The organism is Halomonas sp. BM-2019 (assembly GCF_017584085.1).
This window is the reverse complement of record NZ_CP071922.1, coordinates 1,032,199-1,051,785: the sequence shown is the minus strand read 5'-3', so window position 1 is coordinate 1,051,785 and position 19,587 is coordinate 1,032,199. Positions and strand designations below refer to the sequence as shown.

Annotated in this window: 19 protein-coding genes; 6 read left to right on the top strand and 13 right to left on the bottom strand. The window is 70.1% G+C overall.

From position 1 onward, the window contains the following. Nucleotides 1-13: 13 nt before the first annotated feature. Nucleotides 14-1,405: a PhoPQ-activated protein PqaA family protein gene (locus J5F18_RS05350; protein WP_346301289.1), complete on the top strand. Its 1,392-nt coding sequence runs from the start codon at nt 14-16 to the stop codon at nt 1,403-1,405. On the opposite strand, the gene J5F18_RS05345 is transcribed toward J5F18_RS05350, so the two are convergent. From J5F18_RS05345 to J5F18_RS05335, 3 genes are all read right to left on the bottom strand, one after another. Then, complete coding sequence (locus J5F18_RS05345; protein WP_346301288.1) at nt 1,402-2,022, bottom strand: rhomboid family intramembrane serine protease; 621 nt, start codon at nt 2,020-2,022, stop codon at nt 1,402-1,404. The genes J5F18_RS05350 and J5F18_RS05345 overlap by 4 nt on opposite strands. A 136-nt stretch (nt 2,023-2,158) precedes the next feature. Continuing rightward, on the bottom strand, nt 2,159-3,562 hold the full coding sequence (locus J5F18_RS05340; protein WP_346301287.1) for a nucleobase:cation symporter-2 family protein: 1,404 nt from the start codon (nt 3,560-3,562) through the stop codon (nt 2,159-2,161). A gap of 115 nt (nt 3,563-3,677) precedes the next feature. Next, a complete protein-coding gene (locus J5F18_RS05335; protein WP_346301286.1) occupies nt 3,678-4,868 on the bottom strand; it encodes a Xaa-Pro peptidase family protein in 1,191 nt (396 codons plus the stop codon). 181 nt (nt 4,869-5,049) lie between these two features. On the opposite strand from J5F18_RS05335, the gene J5F18_RS05330 reads away from it, so the two are divergent. Next, the gene (locus tag J5F18_RS05330; RefSeq protein WP_346301285.1) at nt 5,050-5,772 is read left to right on the top strand and encodes a YebC/PmpR family DNA-binding transcriptional regulator; all 723 of its coding nucleotides are present in this window, start codon (nt 5,050-5,052) and stop codon (nt 5,770-5,772) included. Here the strand turns inward: J5F18_RS05330 and J5F18_RS05325 are convergent. The 8 genes from J5F18_RS05325 to ftsH all read right to left on the bottom strand — a co-directional run bounded on the left by J5F18_RS05325 (nt 5,717) and on the right by ftsH (nt 15,219). After that, nucleotides 5,717-6,658 carry an alpha/beta hydrolase gene (locus tag J5F18_RS05325; protein WP_346301284.1) on the bottom strand — a complete coding sequence of 314 codons (942 nt, stop codon included), beginning with the start codon at nt 6,656-6,658 and terminating at the stop codon, nt 5,717-5,719. The genes J5F18_RS05330 and J5F18_RS05325 overlap by 56 nt on opposite strands. Nucleotides 6,659-6,708: 50 nt before the next feature. After that, nucleotides 6,709-7,143, bottom strand: a complete 435-nt coding sequence (locus J5F18_RS05320) for a DUF4399 domain-containing protein (protein ID WP_346301283.1) — start codon at nt 7,141-7,143, stop codon at nt 6,709-6,711. Between the two features lie 127 nt (nt 7,144-7,270). Further along, nucleotides 7,271-7,507, bottom strand: a complete 237-nt coding sequence (locus J5F18_RS05315) for a hypothetical protein (protein WP_346301282.1) — start codon at nt 7,505-7,507, stop codon at nt 7,271-7,273. An 82-nt stretch (nt 7,508-7,589) separates the two neighbouring features. Further along, nucleotides 7,590-9,569 (bottom strand): EAL domain-containing protein, encoded by a 1,980-nt coding sequence (locus tag J5F18_RS05310; RefSeq protein WP_346301281.1) that lies wholly within the window; start codon nt 9,567-9,569, stop codon nt 7,590-7,592. 222 nt (nt 9,570-9,791) lie between these two features. Beyond that, on the bottom strand, nt 9,792-10,538 hold the full coding sequence (locus J5F18_RS05305) for a creatininase family protein (RefSeq protein WP_346301280.1): 747 nt from the start codon (nt 10,536-10,538) through the stop codon (nt 9,792-9,794). Nucleotides 10,539-10,620: 82 nt separating this feature from the next. Then, entirely contained in the window at nt 10,621-11,523 is a 903-nt protein-coding gene (locus J5F18_RS05300) for a PA4780 family RIO1-like protein kinase (RefSeq protein WP_346301279.1), read from the bottom strand. Between the two features lie 28 nt (nt 11,524-11,551). After that, the gene (dbpA, locus tag J5F18_RS05295) at nt 11,552-12,952 is read right to left on the bottom strand and encodes an ATP-dependent RNA helicase DbpA (protein ID WP_346301278.1); all 1,401 of its coding nucleotides are present in this window, start codon (nt 12,950-12,952) and stop codon (nt 11,552-11,554) included. A gap of 323 nt (nt 12,953-13,275) precedes the next feature. Further along, a complete protein-coding gene (gene ftsH / locus J5F18_RS05290; RefSeq protein WP_346301277.1) occupies nt 13,276-15,219 on the bottom strand; it encodes an ATP-dependent zinc metalloprotease FtsH in 1,944 nt (647 codons plus the stop codon). A gap of 159 nt (nt 15,220-15,378) precedes the next feature. On the opposite strand from ftsH, the gene J5F18_RS05285 reads away from it, so the two are divergent. Further along, nucleotides 15,379-16,344, top strand: coding sequence for a patatin-like phospholipase family protein (locus tag J5F18_RS05285; protein WP_346301276.1), 966 nt, complete (start codon nt 15,379-15,381; stop codon nt 16,342-16,344). Nucleotides 16,345-16,415: 71 nt separating this feature from the next. After that, on the top strand, nt 16,416-16,748 hold the full coding sequence (locus J5F18_RS05280) for a hypothetical protein (RefSeq protein ID WP_346301275.1): 333 nt from the start codon (nt 16,416-16,418) through the stop codon (nt 16,746-16,748). A 7-nt stretch (nt 16,749-16,755) separates the two neighbouring features. Here the strand turns inward: J5F18_RS05280 and J5F18_RS05275 are convergent, their stop codons facing one another. Continuing rightward, nucleotides 16,756-17,382 (bottom strand): lysozyme-like domain containing protein, encoded by a 627-nt coding sequence (locus tag J5F18_RS05275; RefSeq protein ID WP_346302176.1) that lies wholly within the window; start codon nt 17,380-17,382, stop codon nt 16,756-16,758. A gap of 37 nt (nt 17,383-17,419) precedes the next feature. After that, nucleotides 17,420-17,812: an HIT family protein gene (locus tag J5F18_RS05270; protein ID WP_346301274.1), complete on the bottom strand. Its 393-nt coding sequence runs from the start codon at nt 17,810-17,812 to the stop codon at nt 17,420-17,422. A 146-nt stretch (nt 17,813-17,958) separates the two neighbouring features. Here J5F18_RS05270 and J5F18_RS05265 point away from each other — a divergent pair, with 146 nt between their 5' ends. Both J5F18_RS05265 and J5F18_RS05260 read left to right on the top strand, forming a co-directional pair. After that, complete coding sequence (locus tag J5F18_RS05265) at nt 17,959-18,276, top strand: hypothetical protein (RefSeq protein WP_346302175.1); 318 nt, start codon at nt 17,959-17,961, stop codon at nt 18,274-18,276. A gap of 223 nt (nt 18,277-18,499) precedes the next feature. Further along, on the top strand, nt 18,500-19,384 hold the full coding sequence (locus J5F18_RS05260) for an LD-carboxypeptidase (protein ID WP_346301273.1): 885 nt from the start codon (nt 18,500-18,502) through the stop codon (nt 19,382-19,384). The last annotated feature ends 203 nt before the right edge of the window (nt 19,385-19,587 follow it).

Genomic DNA, 19,587 nt, shown 5'->3' with positions numbered 1-19,587 from the left:
GAGATCCTTGCCCATGCGCCCTGCGACCCTGCTCTCCCGGCTCACCCGCCTGCTGCTGCCCCTGGCCCTGGCGGCGGGCGCCACGGCGGGCGAGGCGCCCGCGCCGTCGGCGGAGACGGCGCTCGAGGCCTATGTGGCAAGGCCGGATGCGGCCTTCCGCTGGGAAGCGGTGGCGCAGCGGCGACTGCTGGGCACCGACACCCGGCTGATCGAGCTGACCTCACAGCGCTGGCGCGACACCCTGTGGCGCCACCAGCTGTGGCTGATCGACCCCACCGAGGGGCGCGGCGACCGCCACGCCCTGCTGTTTATCGGCAGCGGCACCTGGCCGGCCGAGGGCGAACCCTCCCGGGAGCCGCCGCGGGACGCCGTCAGCTTCGTGGCCCTGGCCCGGGCGCTGGAGACGCCCGTCGCGGTGCTGCGCCAGGTGCCCTTCCAGCCGCTGCTGGGCGGCCTCACCGAGGACACCCTGATCGCCGAGACCTTCGCCCGCTTCCTCGACGACCCGCAGGAGGCCGACTGGCCGCTGCTGCTGCCCATGGTCAACAGCGCGGTGCGGGCCATGGACGCCCTGCAGGCGCTGAGTGCCGACTGGGCGGTCCCCATCGAGACCTTCACCCTCACCGGCGCCTCCAAGCGCGGCTGGACCACCTGGCTCACCGCAGCGGTGGACCCGCGGGTGGCGGCCCAGGCCCCCATGGTGTTCGACATCCTCGACATGGAGCCACAGCTGGCCCACCAGCGCCGGGTATGGGGGGCCCCCTCGCCGCAGATCGCCGACTACACCGTGCGCGGCATCGATGCCAGGCTCGACAGCGACGCGGGGCGCGCCCTGCAGGCCATGGTCGACCCCTACCGCTACCGGGAGCGCCTGACCCAGCCCAAGCTGCTGGTGCTGGCCAGCAACGACGCCTACTGGCCGGTGGACGCCCTCAACCTCTACTGGCACGCCCTGCCCGAGCCTCGCCATGTGCTCTACCTGCCCAACCAGGGCCACCGGCTGCGCGACTATGCGCGCCTGCTGCCGAGCCTGGTCGCCTTCCATCGCCGGGTGAGCCTCGGCGAGCCGCTGCCGGCGCTGGAGTGGGCCTTTCGCTGCGAGGACGACCGGGTGACGCTGCGCGTGAGCACCTCCTCGCCGGTCGACCTGGCCCGGGCCTGGGTGGCGCGGGCCCCGGTACGCGACTTCCGCGAGGCGAACTGGGCCCCCTACCCCCTGGAGGCCGAAGGCGAGGCGCTCGCCCTCTCCCTGCCGCGCCCCGATTCGGGCTATCTGGCCCTGTTCGGCGAGTTGCAGTTCGCCGAGCTGCCGGACGAGCGGCTGACCCTCTCCACCACCGTCCAGGTGATCGGCCAGGAGGCCGGAGCGGTGACGAACGGCCGCTGCCCGGCGCCGCGGGGCTAGCCCAGCCAGATCCCGCCGCTGGCGGGGGACATCACCGCATCCAGGAAGCGTACCGCCAGCGCCGGCTCCAGGCCGAGCATGAAGGCGACGCCCCAGGCGCCGCCCCACAGGTGAGCGCTGTGGTTGATGCGATCCCCGCCGCGGCGCTGGGCCCGGAAGGAGTAGATCACGTAGACCGCAGCGAAGAGGATCGCCGGCACCGGCACGAAGAAGACGAAGAGCAGCGACCAGGGGCGCAGCAGGATATAGGCGAACAGCAGCGCCGCCACGGCCCCGGAGGCGCCGAGGCTCAGGAAGCGGGCATCGTGGCGATGGCGCAGGTGGGTGGGCAGGATCGCCACCAGCAGGCCCGAGAGGTAGAAGAGCAGGAAGCCCGCCGCGCCGATGCGCGGGACCAGCACCAGCTCCATGACCGTGCCGAAGAAGTAGAGGGTGACCATGTTGAACAGCAGGTGGGTGCCGTCGGCGTGGATGAAGCCGTGGCCCAGCAGCCGCCACCACTGCCCCCTGGCCACCCCGGGCGGCCAGTAGACCAGCGCATCGAAGAGGCGCGGCCAGGCCCAGGCCGCCAGGGTGACCGCCGTGGTCGAAAGGACCAGCAGCAGCGTCATGCTCATGTAGAGACCTCGCGAGAAGGGGTCACCGCCCCCCGCCTGCCGAGCGTCGGGGTGGCGGCTGCCGTCAGGGTTCTCGGCTCAGACCACGGCGAGGCGGCATTGGTGCCCCGGGCCACGCCTGGCCCGGGGCACGCGCTCAGGGGGCGCCAGTTTCCGAGGTGGGGCGCGGCCTGTCGTCGGAGGCCTGCTCGGCCATCTCCCGGGCCAGGGCCTCGCGCTCGGCGGCCTCGTCGGCCAGGCTGCGCTTCGGCAGCACCAGGTTGAGGGTGAAGGCCACCAGGGCGGCGACCACGATGGGCGAGCCCCCCAGCACCAGCTGCAGCATCTCGGGGAACTGGCCGATCGCCTCGGGCACCGCGTAGACCCCCATGCTCAGCGCCAGGGCGAGACTCGCAATGGTCATGTTGCGCGCCGACATCTCGTCCTTGGTGATCAGCTGGATGCCGGTCATGGTGATCATGCCGAACACCGTGATGGTGGCCCCGCCCAGCACCGGGTAGGGAATGGTGGTCATCATCGCGCCGAACTTGGGTACCAGGCCCGCCACCAGCAGGAAGAGCGCGGCCAGGGCCAGCACGAAGCGGCTGACCACCTTGGTCATCGCCACGATGCCCACGTTCTGACTGTAGGAGGAGGTGGGCATGGCGCCGAAGAAAGAGCCGAGGGTGGTGGTGGCCCCGTTGCCCAGCAGCCCGCCGAACAGCTCCCGGGTGGTGGGCTCACGGTTCATGCCCCCCACCGAGGTGGCGGAAAGATCGCCGATGGTCTGCACCGAGTTGACGATGCAGATGATCACCACCGAGAGGATCGCCGCGGCGTGGAACTCGAGCTCATAGGGCAGCAGCCGCGGGGCGCTGAACCAGCCCGCCTCGCGCACCGGGCTGAAGTCCACCATGCCCAGTGCCAGGGCCAGGGCGTAGCCCACCGCGATGCCGCAGATGATCGCCGCCAGCTTCATGAAGCCCCGGGCGAACTGAGAGACGCCCAGCACCACCCCGAGCGTCACCAGGGCGACCAGCCAGTGCTGCAGGCTGCCGTAGTCGCTGGCGCCCACCCCGCCGGACATGTAGTGGATGGCGATGTCGTAGAGCGAGAGGCCGATCACCAGGACCACCACGCCCGCCACGATGGGCGGAAAGAGGTGGCGGATGCGGGTGATGAACAGCCCCACCAGGATCATGGCGATCCCACCCACCACCTGGGCACCGAGGATGCCACCGATGCCGTATTGGCCCCCCACGGCGACCAGGGTGGGCACGTAGGCAAAGCCGACGCCGAAGATGGTGGGCAGCCGAGCACCGAAGCGCCCCACGCCGTAGAGCTGGATCAGGGTGGCCAGCGCCGAAGCGATCAGCGAGACCTGGATCAGCAGCATCTGGTCGGCCAGGCTGCCGCCGGCGGCACCTACCACGATGATCGGCACGGTCACCGTGCCCATGATCATCGCCAGGATGTGCTGGAAGGAGAGCGGCAGGGCCTTGCCCAGGGGCGGGCGGCCATGGAAGTCGAAGACAGAGGCGGTACGTCGGGGTGTCGTCATCAGAGGCTCGTCGCGATTCTTGTCATTGATTGGGGTCGCGAGGAGTGAGCCTAGCCAAGAGTCAGCATGTACACAACTTTTGTATACTAAAAAACCCGAAATGTAGACCAATGTCTCAGTCGACCGCCTCGGCCAGCCGCCAGTCGTTGTCGGTGAGCGGCTCGCCGCCATTCGGGGTGACCCGGACGGTATCGCTCAGGCCGATTCCCCACTGCCCGGGCAGGCGCAGGCAGAGCGGCAGGTGGAAGACCATGTCGGCGGCGAACTCGCGCGGCTGGCCGCGGGCGATGTAGCCGGTGCCCTCGACCCAGCTGGGCGGGAACTGGGCCCCCACCGCGTAGCCGAACACCCCCGAGAAGAAGAGCCGCTCGGCATGGGGGGCCAGCACCGCCTCGGCGGCGCGGGCGGCATCGTCGAAGGTACGGCCGGGGCGCATCTCGGCGGTGAGCGTCTCGAAGAGCGCCCGGCAGAGGTCGCGGACCGTCTGCATCTCGCGGCTGGCGCGGCCGGCCACGGCGGTGCGCATCATCGGGGCGGTATAGCGCTGGAAGGCCGAGCCGAACTCCAGGAACACCGGATCCCCCGCCTCGATGACGGTGCGCTTGTGGTTGACGTGGATGATGCTGATGCGTCGCCCGCTGGTGACGATGGGCTGCAGGCTCATGAACTCCCCGCCGGCCGCCAGCATCGCCCGGGCCCCCTCGGCGGCCACCCGGTTATCGGTGACGCCCGGGGCGATCACCGCCTCGGCGGCGGCGAGGCCGGCCGCGGTGATCCGCGCGCTCTCGCGCAGGCAGTCGAGCTCCGCCGGCGTCTTGACCAGGCGGATGGCGTCGAGCAGCGTCCCGCCGTCGTCACGGAAGCGCCCGGCGCCGAGCCGCGCCTGCAGCTCGCGGATCACCCCGAAGCGCAGCCCGGCCCCGAAGAGATCGAGGCCGATGCAGCGGAAAGGCGCCAGCGTCTCGGCCAGCGGGGCGATCACCTCGTCGATCCCCTCCCAGCGGTAGCCGAGGATCTCGTCCACCGCGGCGGTGACCACCGCCGGCCCGGTCTCGATGGAGGGCACCTGCAGCACCCGCCGGTCGGCCGAGACCACCAGGGCCGTGTGCACCGAGACCTCGAAGGTGTGGTAGCCGGTCAGGTAGAAGATATCGGCGGGGTCGGTGAGCAGCAGCGCCTCGAGGCCCGCGTCGCGCATCGCCTCGCGCACCCGGGCGAGGCGCGCCGCGAACTCGTCGGGCGCGAAGGGTAGCTCGGTGCCGGCAAGGTGGCCGGCCAGGGCGTGGCGGTAGGCGTGGTGGTCCATGGGCGCTCTCCAGGCGACGGGCGGCGATGTTCGAGCCCGCGGCCAACCCGCGGATTCGGGGCTACCGGCAGTGTAGCCGCGACCCGCTGCCGGCCGCGGGGAGAGGACGAAAATATCCCTGTTCGCCCCCGGCCCGGTTTCGTAGAATCCAGCCACATGTTGAACGCCACAGGACAACGATATGGGTAGGGCCTTCCAGAACCGCAAGGAATCCATGGCCAAGACGGCCGCCGCCAAGACCAAGGTGTACAGCAAGTACGGCCGCGAGATCTACGTGGTCGCCAAGCAGGGCGGCACCGACCCCGCCGGCAACCTGAGCCTGCGCGGCCTGATCGAGCGCGCCAAGAAGGATCAGGTGCCCAGCCACGTGATCGAGAAGGCGCTGGACAAGGCCAGCGGCGTGGGCGGCGAGGACTTCTCCACGGCCCGCTACGAGGGCTTCGGCCCCGGCAACTGCATGGTCATCGTCGACTGCCTGACGGATAACCCCAACCGCACCTTCGGCGACGTGCGCGCCTGCTTCACCAAGACCAAGAGCAAGATCGGCACCCCGGGCAGCGTCAGCCACATGTTCGACCACTGCGCCATCCTCGCCTTCCCGAGCGACGACGAGGAGGCCACCCTCGAGGCGCTGATGGAGGCCGAGGTCGACGTCACCGATATCGAGAACGAGGAGGGCCGGATCACCGTCTTCGCCCCCCATACCGAGTATGCCAAGGCCAAGCAGGCGCTGATCGACGCCTTCGGCGAGCTAGACTTCGAGGTCGACGAGATCCAGTTCGTGCCCCAGACCACCACCCCCATCGAGGTCGACGACGTGGCGATGTTCGAGAAGTTTCTCGACATGCTCAACGACCTGGATGATGTCCAGAACGTCTTCCACAACGCCGAGTTATCCGAGTAATCCCCTCGCCTTGCTGCCGCCCAGCCGGGGCGGCAGCCTCCTTTCCCGGCGGCGACAACCCGGCCTGTTCGGTCAGGAAGCCGTCGATTCCCTCCGAGTAGTCCGGTTCGCTGTCCAGGAAGCCGGTGTTGTGGCCGCCGCGGATCTCGAGCAGCGCCTTGGGCTCCCGGGCCGCCCGGTAGACGGCCTCGCCCTCGCTGAAGGGGATGATCTCGTCGTCGCGGCTGTGGATCACCAGCAGCGGCGCCGTGATGCCCCCGACGTGACTCTCGGTGTCATGGGAGAAGCGCGCCAGCCAGCGCGCAGGGAGAAAGGGATAGACCCGCTGGGCCAGTTCCGGCACCGAGCGGAAGGGGGACTCCAGGATCACCGCCGCCGGCCGCTCGCCCTGCGCCTCCCGCCCCTCGGCCAGCTCGGCCGCCACGGCGGCTCCCAGGGAGCGCCCGAAGAGCACGATCTCCTCCGGGGTCTGGTCGGCTTCCTCCCGCAGCCAGCGCCAGCCTGCACGGGCGTCCCTGGCCAACCCCGCCTCGGAAGGGCGCCCCTCGCTGCGGCCATAGCCGCGGTAGTCGAGGATCAGCACCGATAGCCCCAGGCGGTGGAACTGAAGGAGGGAGTCGAGGCGGTGGGAGATATTGCCGGCGTTGCCGTGCAGGAAGAGCAGGCTGGCGCGGGGACTCTCGTGGGGCAGCCACCAGGCGTCCAGGGCCAGGCCATCCTCGGTCTCGAGGGTCACCGGCTCCCAGCCCAGGCCGCGGTCCGCCGGCGTGCCGATGTGCTCTCGCCCCATATGCGGCAGGTAGAGCAGCCGCTCCTGGAAGGCCCAGGCCAGCGTCACCACCAGCAGATAGGCCAGCGCGATCCCCACCAGCCAGCGCAGCAGCATCGTCACCTCCTTACTCTTTCCCCTCTGGCGGCGCCTGACGGCCGGCGCCGCTACTCCAGGGTGACGGTGATGACCTCGGAGACCAGCGGCGGGTCGAAGCTGACGTGGCGATAGTCCATGAACAGCAGCTGCAGGCGGTATTCCCCCGGCTCCAGCTCAAGGGTTGCCTCCGTCTGGCCGCCGCCGAAGTGGCGGGTATAGTCGGTGAAGGGCAGCGGCGCGTCCAGGTCGACGTCCTCCAGCGGCATGTTCACCAGCAGGTGGTGGTGGCCGGTCTCCGGTAAGTCGGCGCCGGCCGGCGCCACGCCCATGCCCCTGAGCCCCATGCGCACGGTGACCGGGCCGGAGAGGGCCTCCCCGTCCTGCGGTGAGATGAAGTAGACCTCGGCCTCCTCCGGGGCGGAGATACGCTCCAGGTCGGCCACGGCCGGGACCGCCAGCAGGGCAGCGAGGGCCAGGGCCAGGGTACAGGTCCGCTTGTGCATGCTTTGTCTCCATGGCCATCCCGCGATGGCGTCCAGGGCGGGGGGCACCGCCGGTTGGCATCGCGGGCCGGTGGGCGCCCGCCTGGACAAGCCTAGACGAGACAGCGAAATACGGCAGGGGAGCGGCTCAGCGCATCGCGGCATCCCCGGATTCATCGAACCAGGGCAGGCGACGCTTGAGCGCCCGCACGGCCTTGGGCACCGCCACCAGGCGGATCAGATAGGCGATTGCCAGGCCGCTGATGATCGAGAAGAGCATGCTCTGCCCCACGCGAAACATCAGGGCGGTAAAGAAGGCGGTCAGGATGGCGGTGACGATCTCCTCCAGGTGTCCCTGGATCCAGGCCTTGTGGCTCGGCTTCATCGATTGGCTCCTTGGCTAAGTCGGAAGGCCAAGATAGCAGAAACCCACCGGCCCCGCGGCCTGACGTTGAAGGCGAAGCGACTTACCCCTCCCCGCCCTGAGCGGTATCTCGATGCTCCATGCGCGACCAGAGGCTGCCCTCCAGGAGGTCGCAGCCCTGATCGCGCAGGAAATCCGCCTGTGCCCGGGTCGCGACCCCCGCCGCGCCGACCTGGAGCCCCGACCGGTGTGCCATGGCGATCACCGAGCGGAGGATAGTCTGGCAACGAGAATCATCGAGGCAGCCGGCCGTCAAGGCTTCGTGGAGCTTGATGGAATCGACCGGGAAGCGATGGAGGTGGCCATGGAGCGAGGGATCACTGCCGACATCACCCACCGTCAGCCTCACGCCCCTGTCCTTGAGGCGGTCGAGTAGGGCCAGGGCCCCTTCGGACGCACGCTTCAGGCCGCTTGGGCTCACCTCGAGCTCCAGCATCTCGCCCGGCAAGCCGCAGCGTGCCAGGGCCTCGTCGACCCGGTCGACAAGCGCCTGGCTCTGCAGCCCGGCGGGCGAGATCTGCACCACCATCCTCAGGCCCAGGCCCGCATCGAGCCAGGTCCTGGCATAGCGGCAGGCTCGCCCCAGCACCCACTGCTCGATGGCCATGAGCTCACCGGCCTCCTCGGCGGTCGACAGCCCGTGCGAGGGGGCCAGCGCGGCGAAGCGGGCCGGATGGCAGCGTGGCTGTGCCGACACCGCCACGACCTGGCCGCTCCGGGCAGCGATCAGGGGGCGGTAGTAGAGATCCAGCCCGCCATGCGCCATCGCCTCACACAGGGCGGCCCGAGGGGGCAGCCGCTCGCCTGCCTCGACCAGCAGCTCGAACGTGAACAGCTGGCAACGTCGGCGACCGAGCCGCTGGGCCTGACGCCGGGCGAGGGTCGCATGGCGCATCAGCTCGGCGACCGTACGCCCGTGCTCGGGGAACAGGCTGATGCCGATGCAACAGCTCGCCACGACCCGTTGACCGGCCACCGCCACGGGCTGGCTGGTCCAGTCAAGCAGGCGCTCGACGATCGACAGCACCTCGTCGGTCTGCTCGAAGCCGGAGAGGACGGCCATCATCTCGTCGCTGCCGAGACGCCCGACGACCTCGCGACTGCCCAGGCAACGCCTGATGCGCTGAGCAGTCTGGTAAAGGTAGCAATCGCCCATTTCCAGCCCCAGCGTCTCATTGATCGCCTTGAGCTGGTCGATGTCGATATGCAGCACTGCGACCCTGCCCACTCGCTCGTACGGTTCGGCGATCAGCCTGGCCAGCCGCTGCTGGGCATGCTGACGACTCATCAGACCGGTCAGGTCATCGTGGAGCGCCTGATCGGCCAACTCGACCAGCGCCTCCCCATACAGTTGGCGCATCGCCTTCAGGGTCTGCTCTGCCTGCTGCCGCGAGGCCGTCTCACGACGGAGTACCCGAGCCTGCTGCTGCAGCCGGGAGACCTCCCGCAGCTGATGCCCTGACACCAGGCGGCCGTAGGGCTCGGCAGGCAGCACATGGGAGTGATGGTCGCAGATGGCATCGAAGGCGGCCTGATCGTCAGGCCGGTCGAAATGCTGCAGGGCATAGCCGCAAAGAAGGGTCAGTGGCAGGCGGTGGCAGGCGGCATGCCAGAGGGCCTCCAGGCGCACCGCGGCCTCGGCATTGCCCTCGGCACACAGCAGGTTGACCAGCTCGCCGAAGGCCCGGGTGGGGAGCGGCTGCGTCGCTTCGATGGGGGCGAGGAGGTGCCTCTCGAACAACGCCTCGACCGGCTGGCCATCGCGCATGATCGTCGCCAGCACGCTCTCGGCATCGTGGGTCACCAGCTGTCCGCTCGCCAGGGCAGCCTGGGTGTCCAGGCCGCCCGCCTCCAGGTACTGGAGTACTGCCTCCAGGTGGGGCGGCGTCAACAGCACCAGCAGGCGTTCGCCCGCCCTGGCACCGGCCAGGAGATAGTCGGCCACCACCTCGGCGAGGAACGCCTCATCTTCGTAGAACTGAACCAGATGATCGTGGGTCTGGCACTGAGCGACAGCATGCATGGGATGCCCTTCGACAACGAATGACGGCCATCACCTTAACGACACCTCTATTTACCCTGTTATTATATAAGAACAATACCATCAAGGCATGCGGGGATCATAAGGGTTCTCGTTGATATCACGCCGCTAACCGACAGTCAAAGCATGCTCGGGAATATGTCGCCTTGGCACCACCACCGAGTCGTCTCGTCTCCCCGGGCAGGTCCTGGCCCAGCCCCGCCCTCAGGACTGGCCGGTGAAGGCCCGATAGGCCTCCCAGGCGTCCTCGACGCCAACCTCGAGGAAGCGCGCACCGTGTTCGGCGCTGGCCAGGGAGGGTTCGGAGCCCATGCGTCCATCCGGAAAGCGCCGGCGGAAGGTGTGGGCGTCGCACTGGGCGCTGCCGGAGGGCGCGCGACGCGGCGACATGGCCACCTGACGCACCGTCTCGGGGGCGGCGTGCCAGGCCAGCGACACCTCGGAGGCGGTGGCATGGGTGCCCTCGGCCTCGCCGTAGAGGGAGTCGGCCAGCTCGCGGCCGCGGCGACCGGCGAACCAGTTGAACAGCTGCAGGTGAAGCTCACCGGCTGGCGGGCGCTGCAGGCTGCGCTCGCTGAGCACCTCGGCGAAGGCGGCGTTGACGGTGGCCACGTTGCCGCCGTGGCCGTTGAGGAAGAAGACGTGGGTGAAGCCGTGGTGCGCGAGGGATTCAATGGTGTCGCGCAGCACCGCGACCAGGGTGCTCGGCCGCAGGGTGAGGCTGCCGGGAAAGGCCAGGTGATGCTGCGCCATGCCGATCGCCTGGGTCGGGCCGACCAGTACCCCGTGGCGCTCGCCCAGCGCCCAGGCAATCGCTTCGGGACAGAGGGCGTCGGTGCCGATTGGGCCGTTGGGGCCGTGCTGCTCGGTGGAGCCGATGGGCACGATGATGCCCGTGGAGTGCTCCAGGTAGGCCGCTACCTCCTGCCAGGTGGCATGCTGCAGTCGCATCGTGGCGCTCCCGTGCCGTGGTCGATGAGGCCATGATGGCAGATCCGCCGCGCCGCTGCCCCGTCACGGCCCCGTTGCAGGGTCACCGCCCCCGCTGGGCCTCCTCCCACGCCTCGGCGGCCTCCTCCACCCCGGGCTCGTCGGTGCGGTGGCGGACCGCCTGGCGGTAGGCCTCCTGCTCGCGCACATCGTCGATCACCGTCATCAGCTCGTCGACATCCACCGGCGCGGTGTCGTGGACGAAGCGGCCGGTGAGCTCGCTCTCCGGGCGCAGCTCGCCCGCCTCATAGAGCGCCCAGATCTCCTTGCCGTAGTCGGTGGCCAAAAGCTCCGGGGCGAAGCGACCGAAGTAGCGGCGCATGTTGTCCACATCGCGCTCGAACATCCACTCGGCGCTGTTGTTGCCGGCGGCGTCCACCGCCTGGGGCAGGTCGATGATCACCGGGCCGTCGGCGGCCAGCAGCACGTTGAACTCGGAGAGATCCCCGTGCACCAGGCCGGCACACAGCATCTTCACCACGTCACGCAGGATCTTGGCGTAGGACTCACGGGCCTGTTCGGCGCTCAGGGTGACGTCGTCCAGGCGCGGGGCGGTGTAGCCCTCGGCGTCGGAGATCATCTCCATCAGCAGCACGCCGTCGATGAATCCATGGGGCCTGGGCACCCGCACGTCCGCCGCTGCCAGCCGGTAGAGGGCGTCGACCTCGGCGTTGAGCCAGGCCTGCTCCTGCTCCTTCTGGCCATAGCGGGTCTTCTTGGCCATGGCCCGGGAGCGGCGGCTGTTGCGCTCGCGTCGCCCCTCCTGGTACTGCACGGCCTGCTTGAAGCTGCGCTGTTTTGCCTCCTTGAAGACCTTGGCGCAGCGCCGCTCGCCGTGGGAGCGCACCACGTAGACCTGGGCCTCCTTGCCGCTCATCAGCTGGCTCTCGACCGCCTCGATCAGGCCGTCGTCCACCAGCGGCTGCAGTCGCTTGGGTATCTTCATCTCTCCCCCCGGTACTCGTCGAGACGGCTCACCGGCCGACCCGCCGGGCGCGCACGCTGCGCCCCTTGATCCGGCCGTTGAGCAGGCGCGCCAGGGCCTCGTCGGCCACCTCGCGCCGCACGGCAACAAAGGCGCTGTTGGCCAGCACCTTGATCTTGCCCACCTGGTCGCCGGCCAGCCCCGCCTCGCCGGTCAGGGCACCGAGGATATCGCCGGGGCGCACCTTCTGCTTCTTGCCGGACCCCAGCTGCAGGGTCGCCATGGGCGGCACCAGCGGCTCCCGGGCGAGCACCGAGCGGGGCGGCAGCGCGGCCTCCTCCAGGGGCTCGCCCAGGAAGTCGTTGAGGCGCGCCAGCCGGTAGGCCTCGCCCTCGCCGACCAGGGTGCAGGCGATGCCGGCACTGCCGGCCCGGCCGGTGCGCCCGACCCGGTGCACGTGCACCTCGAGATCCCGGGCGATGTGGTAGTTGAAGACCGCATCCAGCTCGGCGATGTCGAGCCCGCGGGCCGCCACGTCGGTGGCCACCAGGATCGAGGCGCTGCGATTGGCGAAGCGCACCAGCAGCCGCTCGCGGTCGGCCTGCTCCAGGTCGCCGTGCAGCGCCAGGGCGCTGAAGCCCGCCGCCTCGAGCGCCTGGGCCACCTCGTCGGTCTCGCGCTTGGTGTTGCAGAACACCACGCTGGTGGTTGGGCGGAAGTGCAGCAGCAGCCGGCAGAGCGCCTCCAGGCGCGCCTCGTCGTCATCGCCCACTCGGTAGACCCGCTCGTGGATGCTGCTAGCGTCGTGGGTCTCGGCCACCTCCACGCTGACCGGCTCGCGCATCAGCGCCGCGGCCACGGGGCGCACGGCATCGGAGAAGGTGGCGCTGAACAGCAGAGTCTGTCGGGAGGCCGGGGTCTCGGCGACGATCGCCTCGAGGCTCGGTTGGAAGCCCATGTCGAGCATGCGGTCGGCCTCGTCCAGCACCAGGGTCGCAAGCCCGTCGAGGGCCAGCGAGCCCTTGCGAAGGTGCTCCTCCACACGCCCCGGGGTACCCACCACCAGATGCGCCCCGTGGGCCAGGGAGGCGAGCTGGGGACCGAAGGGAGCCCCGCCGCACAGGGTCAGCACCTTGACGTTGGGCAGGGTGCGCGCCAGCCGGCGCAGCTCGCCGGCCACCTGGTCGGCCAGCTCCCGGGTCGGGCAGAGGATGAGCCCCTGCACCCGGAAGCTCGCCAGCTCGAGCCGCGAGAGCAGCCCCAGGCCGAAGGCCGCGGTCTTGCCGGAGCCGGTCTTCGCGCGAGCGATCACGTCGCGACCGGCCAGTATCGGCGGCAGGCCCTCGGCCTGGATCGGCGTCATGGCGGCAAAGCCCAGGGAGGCGAGGTTGTCGAGCAGCTCGGGCGCCAGCGGTAGCGTGGCGAAGGCGGCGGGAGAGGAATCGGACAAGGGAAAATCCTGCAGGCGAAGAAGGGGCCGCCGGAGAGGGCGAGCCGGGTTCGAGAACGGCCGGGGCCGACAATGAAGAGCAGCGTAGGCCGAACGGCACGGGCCGGGAACGCGGAGGGCCTGCAGGATAGCAGATAAGGCCGTCGTCGCGCTGCAGGTACCGAGCGGCGCGAGGCCCCACACGGGTCGCTCTGCTATCATGGCGGGCAGCCGTAGTCGCTCACCCGCCCCTCTCCCCACGGGGCACCTACCGACCTATCGCCGTGCCATGCCCGACCAAGCGCCTTCAAAGCCTCAGCCATCGCAGCGCCGTCGCCGCGCCCTCAGGCCCGGACCGGCAGCCGGGCGGCGGGGCCCTCGAGCAGCTCGGCAATCGCCTCGGCCTCGAGGGTCTCTCGGGCCTCCAGCGCGGCGGCCAGGCGGTCGAGCTTCTGGCGATGCTGCTCCAGCAGCTGGCGACCGCGCGCCTCCAGCTCCGTGAGCAGCCGGCGAATCTCCGTGTCCAGCAGGCCGGCGGTGGCCTCGCTGTGCTCGCGCAGCTGGGTCATCTCGCGGCCCAGAAAGGCGTGCTCCTGCCCCTGGGAGAGCGCCATGGGCCCCACCCGCTCGCTCATGCCCCAGCGCGCCACCATGCGCCGTGCCAGACGGGTAGCCTGCTCCAGATCGTTCTCCGCTCCGCTGCTCACTTCGCCGAAGACGATCGACTCGGCCATCCGCCCGCCGAACAGCACCGTGATGCGGTCGCGCAGGTAGGACTCGCTGTAGTTGACCCGCTCCTCATCGGGCACCTGGGCCGTGACGCCCAGCGTCCGGCCCCGGGGCAGCACCGTGACCTTCTCCAGTCGGTCGGCGTGAGGCAGCAAGTGGGCCAGCAGCGCATGACCCGCCTCGTGGTAGGCGACCAGGCGGCGCTGAGCCTCGGAGAGCCCCAGGTCGCGCTCCTCGCCCAGCATCACCCGGTCCCGGGCGTCGACGAAGCAGCCCCAGTCCAGATCGACCCGGCCACGCCGTCCGGCCAGCAGCGCGGCCTCATTGGCCAGATTGGCGAGATCCGCCCCGGAGAAGCCGATGGTGATCTCGGCCAGCCGTGCGAGATCCACGTCGGCGGCCAACGGCATGCGCCGAGTGTGCACCTTGAGGATCGCCTCGCGGGCCTGACGATGGGGGTTCTCCAGCGTCACCTTGCGGTCGAAGCGACCCGGGCGCAGTAGCGCGGGGTCGAGCACGTCGGGACGGTTGGTGGCGGCCAGCACCACCACCGACTCGTGCCCTTCGAAGCCGTCCAGTTCGGCGAGGATCTGGTTGAGGGTCTGCTCGCGCTCGTCGTGGCCGCCGCCCACCCCGGTGCCCCGGGTGCGGCCGATGGAGTCGATCTCGTCGATGAAGACCACCGAGGGTGCCTTCTCCTTGGCCTGGCGAAAGAGGTCGCGCACCCGCGAGGCCCCCACCCCGACGAACATCTCGATGAACTCGGAGCCGCTGATGCTGAAGAAGGGCACCCCAGCCTCGCCGGCCACCGCCCTGGCCATCAGCGTCTTGCCGGTGCCGGGCGGGCCCATCATCAGGATGCCGCGGGGAATGCGCGCGCCCAGCGCCTGGAAGCGGGCGGGCTCCTTGAGGAACTCGATCACCTCGAGGATATCGCGCTTGGCGTTCTCCGAGCCCGCCACGTCCTCCAGCTTCACCTTGCTGTGCTGGGGCTCCACCAGGCGCGCCCGGGACTTGCCCATGCCGAAGGTGCCACCGCCGCCGGTCAATCGCTCCTGCATGCGGTTCCAGAACCAGAACAGCAGCGCCAGCATCAGCAGCCAGGGCACCACCCCCATCAGCAGCCGCTGCCACCCGGCGGGCTCCGCCGGGCGCGCGGCGATGCGCACCTGCTGGGCCTCCAGGCGCTCCAGCAGGCGCTCGCTCTCCACGTCGGGGCGAGTGGTGGTGAAGGCGCGGGTCTCGCCCAGGTCCAGGTCGAGGCGGCCGGAGTCGCTGAAGACCCCCTCCAGGGCCTGGCCGCGCAGGGTGACCTCGGCCACGTGGCCGGCATCCACCGCCTCGAGGAAGTCGGAGTAAGTCAGCTCCACCCGGGCCTGACGATCGGCGCCATCCAGATAGTGGAACATCAGCAGGATGGCCACCGCCATCCAGGCGAATGCCAGCCACTGCTGGCGGGACGTGCCGTTGCCGTCGGCGCCGTCGTTACCGTCATCAGGCGGGGTGCCGACCGGTTCGGGGGGCGGCGCACCGGGTCGGGGGGTAGGAGGAGCTGTCATGGCGGCCTCCGCAGAGGGGCATCGCTAACACCATGGCCCCGCCCCCGCTGACTGGCAAGTTCTCGCTGATGGCGCCCTCGCCCGGCTATACCCTACCGGCTATGCCATAGTGGAAGAGCGCCTTGGGAGAGCGCCACGTCAACTGTGCAGGAGAGCGCCATGCGGCGATCGATCGCCCCCCAGCTTCCTCCACGCCGCCGCGCCCATGTCTTTCGCCTGGCCGCGCTTGGCCTGCTGCTCGCGGGACTGCTGATGGGCCAGGCCACCACGGCAGCGTCGTCGCGCCCCACCCTGGGTCTGGCGCTGGGCTCCGGTGGCGCCAACGGGCTGGCCCATATCGCCGTGCTGCAGGTCCTCGACGAGCTCGAGATCGTCCCCGACCGCATCGCCGGGACCAGCATCGGCGCGGTGATCGGCGGGCTCTACGCGGCGGGGCTCTCCGCCGACGAGATCCTCGACATCTTCGATGACGTGGCGGGCTCGCCCCTGGACGCCCTCTCGGGGCTCGCCGGCTCGGAGCTGGACCTGACGGACCTGCTGCAGCTGGGGCTCGGCGACGGCGGCCTGTTCGACTCCGGCGGCTTCCTGCGTTTCCTGGCCGGGCATACCCAGGCGCGCACCTTCGACGACCTGGCGATCCCGCTCTCGGTGGTGGCCACCGACTACTGGAGCGGCGACAGCGTGGTGATCGAGGCGGGCCGGCTGTTCCCCGCCATCGAGGCGAGCATGGCGGTGCCGGGGCTCTTCAAGCCGGTGCCTCGCGGCGAGCAGCTGCTGATCGATGGCGGCACCTCCAACCCGCTGCCCTACGACCTGCTGCTGGACGACATGGACCTGGTGATCGCGGTGGATGTCTCCGGCGGCCGCCATCCGGAGAGCGATCCCGTGCCGGGTATCGCCGACCTGCTCTTCAAGACCTTCAGCATCATGCAGCAGTCGCTGATCCGTCAGGGGCTGGCCCATCGGCGCCCGCACCTCTATATCAAGCCGGAGGCCACCGGGGTGCGCCTGCTGCACTTCAACCGTATCCACGAGATCCTCGCCCAGGCCGCGCCGGCGGCGGACGAGCTGCGCGACCAGCTGACGATCTGGCTGGCCATCCAGGCCGACGCCGCCCTGCCCTGACCGATCCCTGTGCCCGGCCGCCGCCGGGAGGTTATGCTCAGGACAGCCCCCCACCCCGCAGGAGACGCGAGATGGCCGACACCACCACACGGATGGCCGAGCTCAAGGCCCGGATCCAGGAACTGGCCGACCTGGCCGCCGCCGAGCACCGCGAGCGCGCCCGGGTCCTGTCCGACGCCCTGGCCAGCGAGCTCGAGCGGCTGTTCGAGGCGCCCCCCCCGCCCCCGACGCCAACGGGGAAGCCGCCCCGGGCGCCCCGCGACGAGGTGGAGCGTTGCCCGGTCTGCACCCTGCGCAGCTACCATTACCAGCGGGGCACGATCCGCCAGAGCGAGTATGGCGGCTACGAGGCCTTCTACCGCTGCGGCAGCTGCGCCCACGAGGGCTGGAAGGAGATTGCCTGACCCGGACTCAGCGGCAGAAGGGTCCGACCTGATAGAAGCGTCGACACTGGAACTCGGCCTCGCAGCTGGCCAGCTGAGCCTGATAGCGGCCGGACCGGACCGCCACCTGGCTGGCCGCCCGCTGCACGGCGGGCTTGCCGCGCCAGGTACCGCGCTGATAGCCGCCCGCCCCCTCGTGATAGGCCAGGTAGAGGTGTTCCGGATTGTTCAGCGAGATGCCGGCCTGCCGCTGGCTGCGCGCGTTGTACCAGCCGATGAAGTCGGTGGCATGCTTCATGTGGCTGCGCCGGGCCAGCGTACCGCCGGCCTGGTCGCGGTACTCCCCCCACACCGGGTCCAGGGCCTGGGCATAGCCCCGCGCCGAGGAGGGCCTCGGCCCCGGGATGAATCCCAGGTAGCGCTGGCGTGGCGGGCGAACGTGGCTCTGGAACGAGGACTCCTGCTGGATGAAGGCCATCTGGGTGGCGATGGGCGTCCCCCAGCGCGCCTCGGAATCCCGGGCGTAGTCGTACCAGCGCGGCTGCTCGCGGAAGATCTCGCAGAGATTGCTCTGGTCCGCCGGCGGCGAGGGGGCCATGGCCGCGCAGCCGCCGAGCAGGCTCAGCGCTGCTGCGGCCAGGCTGACGCGAAGCAGACGAGGCCGACCCGTGGCATCGCCAGTCCCGCGCCGGCTAGCCCAAGGCCGCACGCAACTTCTCGGCCGCCGCCGCCAGGTCTGCCGAGTCGGCCATGGGCAGGTTCTCGACCTGGATATCGCTCATCGCGTCGAGCGGGGTCAGGTGGATATGCACATGGGGAACTTCGAGGCCCACCACCAGCATGCCGACCCGCTGGCAGGGGAAGGCACGCTTGATTGCCTTGGCGATGCGCCGCGACACGCCCATCAGGTGAACGTAGAGCGCATCCGGGAGGTCATCCCAGTGGTCGACTTCCTCGCGAGGGATCACCAGCACATGACCGGGCTTCATCGGCTGGATGGTCATGATGACCACGCACTGGTCATCCTCGTGGACGAAATGGCCCGGGATCTCTCCCTGCATGATACGGGTGAAGATGCTCGCCATCGGCGCTCTCCTGACAGAATGGACGGCAGACCGCCACGCGCGGACTGCAGCGGCAGCACGAAACCGGTATGCTGAAGGCGCAACACCCCCAGTACGGAGCAGAATACACGATCGATCAGTCATTCCAAGCCAGCACGGAGGTTCACATGAAGGTCTACAAACCTGAATGGCGGTGCACGTTTAGCGTGAACGAAGGCGCGGAAGAATCAGCCAGCTGGAAGGAACGGATCGCCTGGCGGCTGCGTGAGTTCGCCGACCGCCTCGACGGCGGCGGCAGAACACTGAAGATCGACTGCAACGTCAGCCCCGCGGTGAGCGAGGACGAGATCAACACCTGCCTGGGCAAGGGCTTCTCCGTGACCCAGAGCCTGCTCACCCAGCTCGCCCAGCAGGCCGCCTGCGAGGACGTCATGCGTGACGCCAAGGCCGAGCTGTTCGAGGAACAGGAAACCCCCAGGCCCTGACACGCCTGTCGCGGCCACGTGCCCCCCACGCCCCCTCCGGCTCATCTCGGACGGGGCGTCTTCGTAGGGGGGCCGCCCGGCGTGGATGCGTCCGGCGTGGATGCGTCCGGCGTGGATGCGTCCGGCGTAGATGCGTCCGGCGTAGATGCGTCCGGCGTAGATGCGTCCGGCGGCGCGACATGCCATCCTTGGGCCCTTCGCTCGCCACCGGGTCCCCCCTGCCATGCCACTCGCCATCAGCCTGATCGCCCCCTCCTCCGTCACCGACGAGGCTGCCATCGAGCAGGGCGTCCGCGGGCTCGAAGCCCTCGGCGTGGCGGTCCACCGGCCGGCCCCCCTGCAGCGGCCGGCCCGCTACCTGGCGGGGGACCGCCAGTGGCGGCTGGCCCAGCTCCACGCCGCCTACGCCGACCCGGCGACCCAGGCGGTGTGGGCGGTGCGCGGCGGCTTCGGCTGCGCCCAGCTGGCGGCCGGCATCGACTGGGCGCTGCTGGCCCGCCACCCCAAACCGCTGGTCGGCTACTCCGACCTCACCGCCCTGCTCCACCAGTGCCACCTTCGGGGCCTGCCGGCGATCCACGGGCCGGTGGCCAAGGCCGCGGGCCGGCTCTTCGAGGGCCCGGAGGCGGCGCGTGCCCTGGTGCGCGACCAGTTGGAGGAGACCCTGGCGCTGATCCGCGGCGAGGCGCGCCTCGACTACCCGCTCGCCGCCTGGGAGGAGGCCCCGGCGCGGCTGGAAGGCCCGGTGGTCGGCGGCAACCTGATCACCCTGGCCAGTCTGGCGGGTACGCCGCTGGCCTTTCGCGCACCGCCCGGCGCCCTGGTCATCCTCGAGGACGTGGGTGAGCCCTACTATCGCCTGGAGCGCGCCCTCTGGCAGCTGGTCCAGGCCGGCGCCCTGGACGAGGCCGCCGCCGTCTGCCTGGGCACCTTCGAGGGCTGTCGCGCCTGGGACGAGACCCCGCTCGAGGCGATCGTCGCCGAGACACTGGCTCCCCTGGGGCTGTCGCTCTACCACGGCCTGCCGGTGGGCCACGGCCTGCACAACCGCCCCTGGCGCTATGGCGCGACGGGAACGCTCGTGGACGGGCGCCTGACGCTTGCGTGAAGGAGCGACCGTGGCGGGCGGGCGCACGGGCATATCGTCGACGAAAGAAAAAGGCTCCTCGCAGACTGGCGTGAACATGTTTAGCAGGTTTCATCGTGGGAGGCCGGCTGTGCCGGGCGAATGGAGGCCGAAGGACTCCCAGGCGGCTAGTGCAAGCGTAAGCAACACCACCGGGGCACCTTCGGCGCCATTCGCTCGGGGAA

What these genes read in the sequence shown, in the direction of transcription:
- J5F18_RS05335 (WP_346301286.1), bottom strand. Translation starts at nt 4,868, where the DNA reads ATGGACCACCACGCCTACCGCCACGCCCTGGCCGGCCACCTTGCCGGC.
- J5F18_RS05330 (WP_346301285.1), top strand. Translation starts at nt 5,050, where the DNA reads ATGGGTAGGGCCTTCCAGAACCGCAAGGAATCCATGGCCAAGACGGCC.
- J5F18_RS05280 (WP_346301275.1), top strand. Translation starts at nt 16,416, where the DNA reads ATGGCCGACACCACCACACGGATGGCCGAGCTCAAGGCCCGGATCCAG.
- J5F18_RS05315 (WP_346301282.1), bottom strand. Translation starts at nt 7,507, where the DNA reads ATGAAGCCGAGCCACAAGGCCTGGATCCAGGGACACCTGGAGGAGATC.
- J5F18_RS05260 (WP_346301273.1), top strand. Translation starts at nt 18,500, where the DNA reads ATGCCACTCGCCATCAGCCTGATCGCCCCCTCCTCCGTCACCGACGAG.
- J5F18_RS05325 (WP_346301284.1), bottom strand. Translation starts at nt 6,658, where the DNA reads ATGCTGCTGCGCTGGCTGGTGGGGATCGCGCTGGCCTATCTGCTGGTG.
- J5F18_RS05350 (WP_346301289.1), top strand. Translation starts at nt 14, where the DNA reads ATGCGCCCTGCGACCCTGCTCTCCCGGCTCACCCGCCTGCTGCTGCCC.
- J5F18_RS05270 (WP_346301274.1), bottom strand. Translation starts at nt 17,812, where the DNA reads ATGGCGAGCATCTTCACCCGTATCATGCAGGGAGAGATCCCGGGCCAT.
- J5F18_RS05310 (WP_346301281.1), bottom strand. Translation starts at nt 9,569, where the DNA reads ATGCATGCTGTCGCTCAGTGCCAGACCCACGATCATCTGGTTCAGTTC.
- J5F18_RS05345 (WP_346301288.1), bottom strand. Translation starts at nt 2,022, where the DNA reads ATGAGCATGACGCTGCTGCTGGTCCTTTCGACCACGGCGGTCACCCTG.
- ftsH (WP_346301277.1), bottom strand. Translation starts at nt 15,219, where the DNA reads ATGACAGCTCCTCCTACCCCCCGACCCGGTGCGCCGCCCCCCGAACCG.
- J5F18_RS05320 (WP_346301283.1), bottom strand. Translation starts at nt 7,143, where the DNA reads ATGCACAAGCGGACCTGTACCCTGGCCCTGGCCCTCGCTGCCCTGCTG.
- J5F18_RS05265 (WP_346302175.1), top strand. Translation starts at nt 17,959, where the DNA reads ATGAAGGTCTACAAACCTGAATGGCGGTGCACGTTTAGCGTGAACGAA.
- J5F18_RS05340 (WP_346301287.1), bottom strand. Translation starts at nt 3,562, where the DNA reads ATGACGACACCCCGACGTACCGCCTCTGTCTTCGACTTCCATGGCCGC.
- J5F18_RS05285 (WP_346301276.1), top strand. Translation starts at nt 15,379, where the DNA reads ATGCGGCGATCGATCGCCCCCCAGCTTCCTCCACGCCGCCGCGCCCAT.
- J5F18_RS05300 (WP_346301279.1), bottom strand. Translation starts at nt 11,523, where the DNA reads ATGAAGATACCCAAGCGACTGCAGCCGCTGGTGGACGACGGCCTGATC.
- J5F18_RS05305 (WP_346301280.1), bottom strand. Translation starts at nt 10,538, where the DNA reads ATGCGACTGCAGCATGCCACCTGGCAGGAGGTAGCGGCCTACCTGGAG.